We start from the raw sequence: 9,185 nt of genomic DNA, 5'->3' as shown, positions 1-9,185 counted from the left end.
CGTCTCTCCTCGTCGGACCACCGCCTTCGGCGGCGGTGCCCGCTCGGCTACGACTCCTCGTCGTTCCTTGCCTGAACGCGCGCAAGCACCATGTGCGCGGCCCACCCCCCTTTCCGATCACCCTTCTGCGGCGTCCGCGAGGTTGAAGATCGATCCGAGGAGTTGGCCGAGCAGCTCGGGAGCGTCTCGCTTGAGAAGCACGGCGGAGGCCAGCTCACCGAGAATCTCGGATTCGGCGTCGGTGACCACCTTGTCCGTCAGCACGAAGACGGGCAGCCCCGCATGCAAGGGATCCTTCCGGAGCTTCGTCAGGAATTCCAGACCGTCCATTACCGGCATCATCAGGTCGAGGATGACCGCGTCTGGGGCCTCGGTACGCACTTTTTCCAGCGCATCTTTCCCATCGGCCGCGGCGACGGCTTCGAGACCGAGGCCGGCGAGGTATTCAGCGAGCTTGGTGCGCATATCGGCCTCGTCGTCCACGACGAGCACCCGGCCGCCTCTCTTTCGGATGAGGTTGCGCCACAGCACACGCAACAGGTCCTCACGCTCGAACGGCTTGGTCACGAGATCCACCGCACCGAGCAATCGACCGCGACCCTCGCCCGCCACGATCGAGACGATCACGACGGGGATGTGCTTGAGCTCCGGATCCGCCTTGAGTCGCTCGAGCACCTCCCATCCGGTCATGCCGGGCATGATGAGGTCGAGCGTAATGAGGTCCGGCTTGTGCTTGTGGGCCGCGGCGATGCCTTGCTCGCCACCCTTGGCGGTGATGACCCGACAGCCAAACTCCTCGAGGTAGTGGGCCATGAGGACACGGGAGTCCTTCTCATCGTCGACTACCAGGACCTGGAAGTCTCTCAGGGTGGCCGCGACGCCCGTTTTGGGCTCAACGACCCCTCCGTCCCCGGGCGCCGCTCCGGGGCTGACGCTGTCGGCAGCCCCCGCCACCCAAGACGCCTGGGCGGTCGTCGTTGGTTCCGCTGTCTCCGTCAGTGCGTCGCTGCCCGCCACGTCTGCCTTCTCGGGTGGCTTCGCGCGCTCGCCGATTACGATCTTGAACGTCGAGCCCTTCCCTTCCTCGGACTCCACGATCAGCTCGTAGCCCATGAGCACGCAAATCGAGCGAGATAATGCCAGTCCGAGGCCGGTACCCCCATATTTTCGGGACGTACCGGCTTCAGCCTGTTGGAATGCCTCGAAGATCGCCACGAGTCGATCTGCCGGAATGCCGATACCCGTATCGACCACAGAGATCGCGGTGGGAGTCCTCCCGTCCGAACCGGTTTCGAGGCGGACAGTGACCGACCCCTCGTGCGTGAACTTGAGCGCGTTGCCGACGAGGTTGATGATCACCTGCTTGAGCTTGGCGGAGTCCGTCTCGACGAGTGCGACCTCCTTGGGTACATCGACGATCAGAGCAATGGCGCCGTCCTTCGCTTTCGCCTGACCCTCGAGCTGCTGAACGGTCTCGACACAGAGGTGCGCGAGATCGATATCCTCGATGATCAACTCCATCCTGCCTGACTCTACCTTCGCCAGGTCCAGCACCTCGTTGATCAACGCGAGCAGGTGTCTGCCATTGGATGTCACCCGCGTGAGAAAGCCGAGGTCCTTTTCGTTCAGCCGCTCGCCCTTGTTCTTGAGCAGGATATTCGTGAATCCGATGATCGAATTGAGCGGCGTGCGCAGTTCGTGGCTCATGTTCGCGAGGAAGTCGCTCTTCGCCTTGTTGGCTGCGACTGCTTCTTCCTTGGCGACCCGCAGAGCTTCCTCGGCGCGCACGCGAGGCGTGACGTCTTTCCCGAAGAAGACCGCGCCAGACACTCCCTCGAAGGCCTGAATCGGGTTCGCGTACACCTCGATGTAGCGCTCCTGGCCCTCGCTCTGGTCAGTGCGTAGCACGACGTGACGCTCACCGCCCAACGTCTTCGAATAGAGGTCCCGGTACCACGCGACGTCCTCCGGCCGATGCATGTCGGCGGCTAGACCGCCCACCTTGGGCTCCTTGCCGGATTGCGCCTCGACCGTGAGCGCGAAGGCCGAGTTGAAGGTGATGAGTCGTTGATCCCGGTCCACCGACCAGATCGTGTCGCCCGTGCTCTCGACGAGCGCGCCCAAATTTGCGCGAGATTCAGCGAGTTGCCGCTCGGCGATTCTCTGCTCCGTAACGTCCCTGAAGATGCCCTGAGTCGCGACGGCGGTGCCGCGTACGTACTGTGCCTGTACGCTCCCTGACAGGACCACGATACGCCCGTCGGACGCGACATACTCCACGTTGAACCGCTGGGCCGCCTCGCCCGCGAGCGCTCGTCTAAACTCTTCCTCGAGACGCGGCCGTTCCACCGGGTTCAGGATGTCGAAGAAGTTCAGGTCGTCGAGGTCGTCATCCGCGTACCCGAGAACCCGTTTCCAAGAGCTGTTCACGTACAGGAACTTGCCGGTCGGATCGACGCTCTGGATCAGGTCGTTCGCGTTGTCGAGGAAATCCTGCAGGCGGTCGCTGCTCTCCTTCACCGCCTGCTCTGTTTGAGTGCGTACCTCGATCTCATGAGCGAGCGCCTCGTTGCTGTCCGTGAGCGCCTCGAGTACCCGTCCCTCACGTGTGAAGGTCAGGTATACACTGGAGAGGAGGCCGGTCAGGATCGCAAAGTAGCTCGCGATCTTGAGCATATGCGCGATGTCGAACATCGCGTCGTGCGGTTGTCCTGAGCGCGCCATGAACGAGACGTGGCAGAGCACGGAGATCACAAGCGAGATCACGAGCCAGTGCTCGAAAACGTCGCGACGCCACCCTCCTTTGTAGATGAAGCCGAAGGCTGCCAACGCGAAGAAGATGGCTGGCAGGAGCTCGGCGGGACGGCTGATTGGGAGCCCCGGGAAGCTTGCGCGAGTCAGCGGAACGTATTCGAAGAAGAGGAGGTTGATCAGCGTCAGCACGAGAGCGGACAGGAAGACGGATAACTCCCCGATCCGTTCGGTCTCGCCGCGTGCTTCCTGGTGCCACGCCAGCACGCTGACCGCGAGGAAGAGCGACAAGAAGACCCGCTCGGACGTCCAGCTCCAAGCGAACAGGTTCGGGGCGTTGACGTCCAAGCCCATGAAGTAGTCGCTGGTGAGCAACGCGTGATTGAGGTCCAGCAGGCCAGCACCGATGAAGCCGGTGCCGATGTACAAGAAAGTGACCCGCTTGCGGCTGTAGAAGCGAACCAACGCCAGCGCGCCGATGATGAACGCCAGCAACGTGGCGATCGCCTCCATCATCGTGTGGATGGAGGCGTTCGTCGTCCACAGGAAATCGTTCCCCCTGAGAAGTGATCCGCCGAGCAGCAAGAGGAACACGATGCAGTAGATCGTGACCCGTTGCGCGGAACGGTCGGGCCCCGCTAACTCGTCCTCCGTCCTGATGCCGAGGGAAGCCCTCGCACGCGCTTCGCTCTGGGCCGTCGTCGACTCTCCCGAAGGCTCGGGCTCGGGAATCAGTCCGTCGGCAGGCAACGCTCAATGGCCCCGAAGAGGACGTCCTCGTCGATGATCGGTTTCGTGACGTAGCCGTTGAAGCCCAACGCGAGGTACTTCTCACGGTCGCCCGACATCGCATGGGCGGTGAGCGCGATCACAGGAATGTCTTTGAGCGCGTCCTGATCTCGTATCCACGCCAAGACCTCCGTCCCGTCCATCTCTGGGAGAGAGATGTCGAGCAGAATCAGATCGGGAATGTCGTTTCCTAGTCCGTTTATCGCGTCGACCCCGGTCTCGTACTCGGAGATCTCGTACGTGTCCTCGAGAAGGGCCTGCACGAGCATCCGGTTGTCCGGGTTATCCTCGACGACGGCGATCTTGTAGGTCATTCAGTTGCCTCAATTCCGTCCATGATGGTTTCGAGATCTGCGATCGCCTGGCTGTAGGCGTCCTCCAACCCCGGCACGATCGTTCTGACTGCGCCCATGTCTCCGCTTGCCGCGGCGCTTTCTATCTCGCAGGCCAGCCCTCGCACCACGTGGGCGCCAACGTTGGCCGCGCTCGACTTGAGAGAGTGGGAGCCCGTCTCCGCCTCGCAGGCATCACCTCCGGCGGCGCCGGCGCGGATCTGGTCCATGCGCCTCCCCGAATTGTCGAGAAAAAGCCTGACCATTTGGCCCGCGAGCTTGTCACCACCCCACTTGCGGAGGCGCGCCAGCGCAGCCGGATCCAGGCTTGTCGAAGCGGTCATCGTCAGGAGGTGCGAGTCGCCATCCCCACGCCGCTGGGAGGACGGGCGGAAATCGCTCACAGTCTAGCTTGCGCGCGGGTCTGTCGCTACGCCTTGCCGCTCAGCGCGTCACGGATGGATCGAACACCGGCCCCCGCACCCTCGACGTGTCCATATACCGCTGATCCGGCGACTACCACAGTAGCGCCGGCCGCCTGAATTTCCCCTACGTTTCCGGGATCCACGCCACCATCGACCTCCAGTTCGGCGCCGCTCCCCATCTCATCCAGGAGCGCGCGCGCGTTCTGAACTTTCGCGGTGCTCGTGGTGATGTAGGACTGCCCCCCGAAGCCCGGATTCACGGATAGCACGAGCAACAGGTCGATGTACGGAACAACGTCGGTCACCGAAGCGAGCGGGGTGGCTGGGTTGATCGCGACGCCTGGTCGAGCACCTAACTCACGGATTCGTTGAACGGTTCGATGGAGGTGTGTGCACGCCTCCGCGTGGACGGTCAGCCAGTCTGCGCCGGCGCTGACAAAGGCCTCGAGGTAACGATCGGGCTGCTCGATCATCAGGTGAACGTCGAGCGGAAGATCGGTCGCCTTACGGGCACCCGCGGTGATAACGGGACCGATCGTGATGTTCGGCACGAAGTGGCCGTCCATCACATCGACATGAATCCAGTCGGCTCCCCCCGATTCGACCGCCTGGATTTCGTCCGCCAGGCGTGAGAAGTCACAGGCAAGGATGGATGGCGCAATCTTCATGCGTGGCGCTCCCGGAGCTCGATGCCGTCGGCGAAGGCGAGGATCGCGACGTCGGCGAGCCCGAGGAAGAAGCCCGTCTCAACGACTCCTGCTCTACTCTGAAGCGCCGCGTCCAGTGCTGCCGGATCATCGATACCGTCGGGGAATCGACAGTCCAACACGATGTTCCCGTTCTCGCTTCGGAGCGGAAGGCCATCATCCGACCTTCGCGTCCGGACCTCTGCACCCAGGCCCTCCAGGAATTTGGCGTGCGTTCCCGGGGCCCACTCGACGACCTCCACCGGGAGCGGTGACACGGTACCGAGACGGTCTACGGCCTTGCTTCCGTCCGCGATGATCACCACGTGGTTCGAGGCCTGCGCGACCATCTTCTCGCGGAGTAGCGCCCCCCCCATTCCCTTGATGAGGTCCAGATCGGGCGACACCTCGTCGGCCCCGTCCACGGTCAGGTCGACCTTCTCCCTGTCGGCAAGGCCGATGAGTTCGATTCCAGCCTTCCGCGCTTCGCGACCGGTCCAAATGGACGTGGGCACCCCCACGATGTCCGAGAGCGCACCCCGGGAGAGCTTCGCCGCAAGCAGATCGAGGAAATGTGCCACGGTGCTCCCGGTACCCAGGCCCAGAACCATCCCACTCTCGACGTAATCGAGCGCTCGCTCGGCCGCCTGACGCTTCAGTGATTCCTCTGGCGTGAGTTCCATCTCGCTTCCCGTATCCCTCCGGCGAAAAAGTCGCCGCAATGTACGGACCGCCGAGTGCCGTTACCAGGCGTGGTTGACACCCCCGGTGGCCCCTGCGAACATTGCGTTATGGACAGGCACGCGCGCGGATATCGGTATTGCTGGTTTGCTCCCAGGAGGGGGGCCCGGAGTCCGCGCGCGTAGCGACTGAGCAGACACGAGCGGCGACCGAGGCTCCCGACACCCGTCGGGGGCCTTTTTTTGTTTCAGAGGACGACCAGAATGATCATCGTGACCAAGAAGGGCGTAACACAAGACGAGATCGATCACATTCGAGAGCGCATCGAGTCGCTCGGACTGCGCACGCATATCTCTCGGGGCGAACATCGGACCGTCATCGGGTGTGTGGGCGACGAGTCCGTGCTCGAGCACGTACCGCTGCTCTCGATCCCCGGGGTCGAGGCCGTGCACGAGGTGCTCAAGCCGTACAAGCTCGCCTCTAAGGAGTTTTCGGCGGAGCCCACCCAGGTAACGCTCGGCGACACCACGATGGGTGGAAACGACATCGTGGTCATCGCCGGACCCTGTTCCGTGGAAGGCATCGACATGCTGACCGCCACAGCGCTGCACGTACACGCGGCCGGCGCCCGGGCGCTGCGCGGTGGGGCGTTCAAGCCCCGCTCGTCCCCGTACTCGTTCCAGGGAATGGGCGAGGACGGCCTCAAGATGCTTGCGGATGTGCGTAGCGAGACGGGCCTACCGGTTGTCACCGAGGTCATGGACACCCGTCAGGTCGACCTGGTCGCCTCGTACGCGGATGTGCTTCAGATCGGGGCGCGCAATATGCAGAATTACGCGCTGTTGACCGAAGTAGGTCGGCTCCGGCGCCCGGTGCTCTTAAAGCGTGGAATGGCGGCCACGCTCAAGGACCTGCTGCTCGCCGCCGAGTACGTGATGAGCCAAGGCAACTCGAACATCATCCTGTGCGAGCGTGGGATCAGAACCTTTGCCACCGAGACTCGGAATACGTTCGATCTGGCGGCGATTCCGGTCCTGAAGCGGGAGACGCACCTCCCGGTCATCGCAGACCCCTCGCACGCCGGTGGCCGCCGCCATCTAGTCGCTCCGCTCTCGTACGCGGCGATCGCCGCCGGCGCCGATGGGTTGATCGTCGAGGTCCACCCGGATCCGGAAACCGCCACCTCGGACGGGGATCAGTCGCTCGACTTCGCGGAGTTCGATGCGTTCATGGACGGTCTCCGTCCCTTCGTGGCGGCGGCAGGCCGCGGAATAGCTACCCGCCGAGGTTCAGAAGCCGCGTGAACTTGACCACGAAGGAACGATCGAGCGGACCCCTCGGGATGCCGGTCTCGAGAAACGACCCCGTGTGGCGCAGGTCGTTGTATACGAGGAAGAACCCGGTGCCGGCCGTGTTGAGCCAGCCGAAGCGGATGTTGCCGGAGAAGGAGTCCGCTTGATCGCTGTACTGAAGTAGCGACTGCAGATAGATGCTCGGCGTGAAGGCATACGCCGCCTTCAAGCTGATCAGTGATGTTTGGAAGTCGCCTTGGTCCAGATTGACGTCGAACCAGTTGAAGCGCAGGCTCGCCACGAAGGTGTCGCTCACCCTCGCGGTTACGGTCGTCCCGGTCCCGAAGCGAGTGCCGTTGTAGAAGCCGCCGATGTCAATATTGCCTTGCACGGAGAGTGGCGCACTCTGGTTCGTGTTGTAGCGGAAGCCCCAGTCGGGGTTGTCGTACGTCCCTGCCGGAATGAAGATGCCCTCGGAGATCTCGAAGGACTCCCGCAGGCCCTCTCGGCGGAAGTTGATGCCTGGAAGCTGGAAGAACGCTCCGTTGGCGAACTCGAAGTGGGAGTCGATATGCCAAGTGCGCGTCTCGCTGAAGCCGTCCAGCGAAAAGTGCTCCATGTAGGAGAAGTGGGGCCGGAGCTCCTTGAACCACTCCACGCCGTCGACGCGGATGCGACGCAACGCGCGGACGCTCTGGAACTGATGCTCACCCCGCGGCGAGAAACCGACCTCCGGGTTGAAACCCTCGCCGACACGTCGATATGAGGCCCCGAAGTCCCAGTCGCGTGAGGTCCACGAGCCAGTCAGTGCAAGAGAAGTCTGGTCATTCTCGATACCGGGTGTGGTACTCGCGGCGACATACGCATCGAAGGTGAGCGCTTCTCCGATACCGAGCCGTCCGTCCAGCGCCGTCGTGAAGTTGTAGTCGTCCGTGTCGTCTGTGTTGTAGCGGCTCACGAACGCCGCGCCGATCCGGGTCCGATTGGGCAGCTCCTTTATGATTCGTGCGACGCCGAAGTTGTTCGCGGGGGCGGTGCCTTCGACGGACTTTGTCTGGATGTCGAGCAAGCCGACGGTGAAGCCGCCCACGCGGCCCGTAAGACGGCCACCGCCCAGAATCGGGACTGCCTGACCGCCTGCGATCCCGATGCGTCGGCTGAAGAAGATCTCGTTGCTCTGCGGAGTCCCGACGGCGAAAGTGCCAGCGTTCTCCAGGAAGAAGGGCCTCTTCTCGGGGAAGAAAAGACTGAAGCGCGTCAGGTTGATCTCTCGTTCGTCCACCTCGACTTGTGCGAAGTCGGTGTTGTATGTGAGGTCGAGCGTGAGGCTCGAAGCGGCTACGAGCTTGACGTCGAAGCCGACATCACCGTCGAGGTCGTCTTGGGGGTCTGGGGAGACCGTGTAGTCTCGGCGCCCGGAACCGAGCAGGTAGGGTGTGAACGTGGCCGTTCTACGGGCGGGAGCGTCGAACCCCTCGAGTACGCCGGCGCTCGAGACGCGGAAGACGTTGAACTGCCGTGCCACCGGCGACCAGAAGGCTTCTTCGCTCTTGCGCCGGATCCGGCGCGCCACGTTGAAGCCCCACCTCTGCGCACCGCCGGAGCCGTAGCGAAGTGTAGAGAACGGAATGCGGAACTCGGCGTACCAGCCCTCGCCGTCACGGGTCGTCGCCACCTGCCAGCTGCCGTCCCAGTTGACGTTGAAGCCAGCTCCGGAGCCCGTCTGTTGCCGGTTCCCTCCTCCCCGGCCCCTTCCGCCCTGCCCCTCACGCGTGATCTGTCCGTCGTACTCGATGCCGGCGGGTGTCGTGGCGAAGAGGAAGCCGTTTTGCCGATCCAGATACGTGTCGAAGAGCAGCAACAGCGCGTCCGAGTCCCTCAGATCGGCATCTCGGCGGGCCTCCCCGTACACGATGCCATCTGGGTCCCGATCGAAGAGCCAGGCTCCGATATAGACGGCCTCGTCGTCGTAGATGACCCGCACGTCGGTCCGCTCGCTGACAGGTTCTCCCTCGAACGGATCACGCTGTACGAAGTCCCCGAGCCGACTCGCTCCCGTCCACGAGGCGTCGTCCAATATGCCATCGATCGTCGGCGCTTCTTCCACGCGGGTGGCGTTCGCAACCGGTGCGCTGTTTTGGGCCACGAGTAGAACGGGCGCACCGATCGCGAGCCCGAGCGCCAGAAGAAGGAGAACGCGGGCCACGGTCGCGAGGATCGGGGTCATGT

7 protein-coding genes are annotated in these 9,185 nt (G+C 63.3%); 1 reads left to right on the top strand and 6 read right to left on the bottom strand.

The features are described 5' to 3' along the window. Positions 1-117: 117 nt before the first annotated feature. The 5 genes from IIB36_15405 to rpiA all read right to left on the bottom strand — a co-directional run bounded on the left by IIB36_15405 (position 118) and on the right by rpiA (position 5,666). Entirely contained in the window at positions 118-3,501 is a 3,384-nt protein-coding gene (locus IIB36_15405) for a response regulator (protein ID MCH7533124.1), read from the bottom strand. Next, a complete protein-coding gene (locus tag IIB36_15400; protein ID MCH7533123.1) occupies positions 3,483-3,854 on the bottom strand; it encodes a response regulator in 372 nt (123 codons plus the stop codon). The genes IIB36_15405 and IIB36_15400 overlap by 19 nt, the downstream gene beginning before the upstream one ends. Next, entirely contained in the window at positions 3,851-4,216 is a 366-nt protein-coding gene (locus IIB36_15395; protein ID MCH7533122.1) for an Hpt domain-containing protein, read from the bottom strand. The genes IIB36_15400 and IIB36_15395 overlap by 4 nt, the downstream gene beginning before the upstream one ends. Before the next feature lie 86 nt (positions 4,217-4,302). After that, positions 4,303-4,965, bottom strand: coding sequence for a ribulose-phosphate 3-epimerase (locus IIB36_15390; protein MCH7533121.1), 663 nt, complete (start codon positions 4,963-4,965; stop codon positions 4,303-4,305). Next, entirely contained in the window at positions 4,962-5,666 is a 705-nt protein-coding gene (gene rpiA / locus IIB36_15385; GenBank protein ID MCH7533120.1) for a ribose-5-phosphate isomerase RpiA, read from the bottom strand. The genes IIB36_15390 and rpiA overlap by 4 nt, the downstream gene beginning before the upstream one ends. 261 nt (positions 5,667-5,927) lie before the next feature. Here rpiA and aroF point away from each other — a divergent pair, with 261 nt between their 5' ends. Beyond that, positions 5,928-6,968, top strand: coding sequence for a 3-deoxy-7-phosphoheptulonate synthase (aroF, locus tag IIB36_15380; protein MCH7533119.1), 1,041 nt, complete (start codon positions 5,928-5,930; stop codon positions 6,966-6,968). Here aroF and IIB36_15375 read toward each other — a convergent pair. Then, entirely contained in the window at positions 6,940-9,183 is a 2,244-nt protein-coding gene (locus IIB36_15375; protein ID MCH7533118.1) for a carbohydrate binding family 9 domain-containing protein, read from the bottom strand. The genes aroF and IIB36_15375 overlap by 29 nt on opposite strands. Between the last annotated feature and the right edge of the window lie 2 nt (positions 9,184-9,185).

Source organism: Gemmatimonadota bacterium, from assembly GCA_022560615.1.
In the GTDB taxonomy this organism is placed as follows: domain Bacteria; phylum Gemmatimonadota; class Gemmatimonadetes; order Longimicrobiales; family Gaopeijiaceae; genus UBA1138.
Note: the sequence above shows the minus strand (reverse complement) of the source record. Positions and strands in the feature narration are given on the sequence as shown.